Annotated in this window: 1 protein-coding gene and 1 tRNA gene; both read left to right on the forward strand. The window is 43.7% G+C overall.

All coding sequences use genetic code 11. The features are described 5' to 3' along the window. Positions 1 to 55 precede the first annotated feature (55 nt). Positions 56 to 364: a preprotein translocase subunit SecG gene (gene secG / locus ACS8FD_RS20830; protein WP_299218738.1), complete on the forward strand. Its 309-nt coding sequence runs from the start codon at positions 56 to 58 to the stop codon at positions 362 to 364. Between the two features lie 208 nt (positions 365 to 572). Beyond that, positions 573 to 657 (forward strand) — tRNA-Leu (locus tag ACS8FD_RS20835). Positions 658 to 691: the final 34 nt, after the last annotated feature.

Consider the following 691-nt stretch of genomic DNA (forward strand, 5'->3'; position numbering starts at 1 on the left):
ATAGTGCTAAATATTAAGAGTTGACTTTCGTTATTTGTCGGCAAAAGAGGCCACCATGTTTACGTTTATATTAGCCCTGCATATCATCGTGGCGATTGCCATGATTGGCTTGATTTTGATACAGCATGGCAAAGGAGCAGATGCTGGAGCCTCTTTTGGTGCTGGCTCTTCTGGTACCGTGTTTGGTGCAGCAGGCACGGCAAACTTTTTGACACGTGCTACTGCAGTATTGACTGTTATTTTCTTTATAACCAGTATGGTTCTTGCGGTAAACGCGCGTGAGCAGGCTGAAGATCAGTTTCGTTTAGATGCTCCAGTTTCAGCGCCGCAAACGCCGCGTCCTTTGACGCAAAATCCTGAGTAATGAGCTGAATTATAACAACCTAGCCTGCAAAGAGTAGTAGTAGGCAAGTTTTTTATAGTCATCCTTGCTATTTCGTTGGGTTAGTTTTACAATGCTCGTCTGTTTTTGTACGGCTACATGTATTACTCCTCATTGTTATCCTCATGACTTTGAAAAAAGCTGCTTAAAAACAGAGAAGTAAAAAAGTTATAGTTATAAACGACTATAAGCGATTGTGGTGGAATTGGTAGACACGCCATCTTGAGGGGGTGGTAGCGCAAGCTGTGGGGGTTCAAGTCCCCCCAATCGCACCAACTTTTTTGCAGCACGTAGTGCTGAGTGGATTGT

This window comes from Psychrobacter sp. 1U2, assembly GCF_051847575.1.

What these genes read in the sequence shown, in the direction of transcription:
- secG (WP_299218738.1), top strand. Translation starts at nt 56, where the DNA reads ATGTTTACGTTTATATTAGCCCTGCATATCATCGTGGCGATTGCCATG.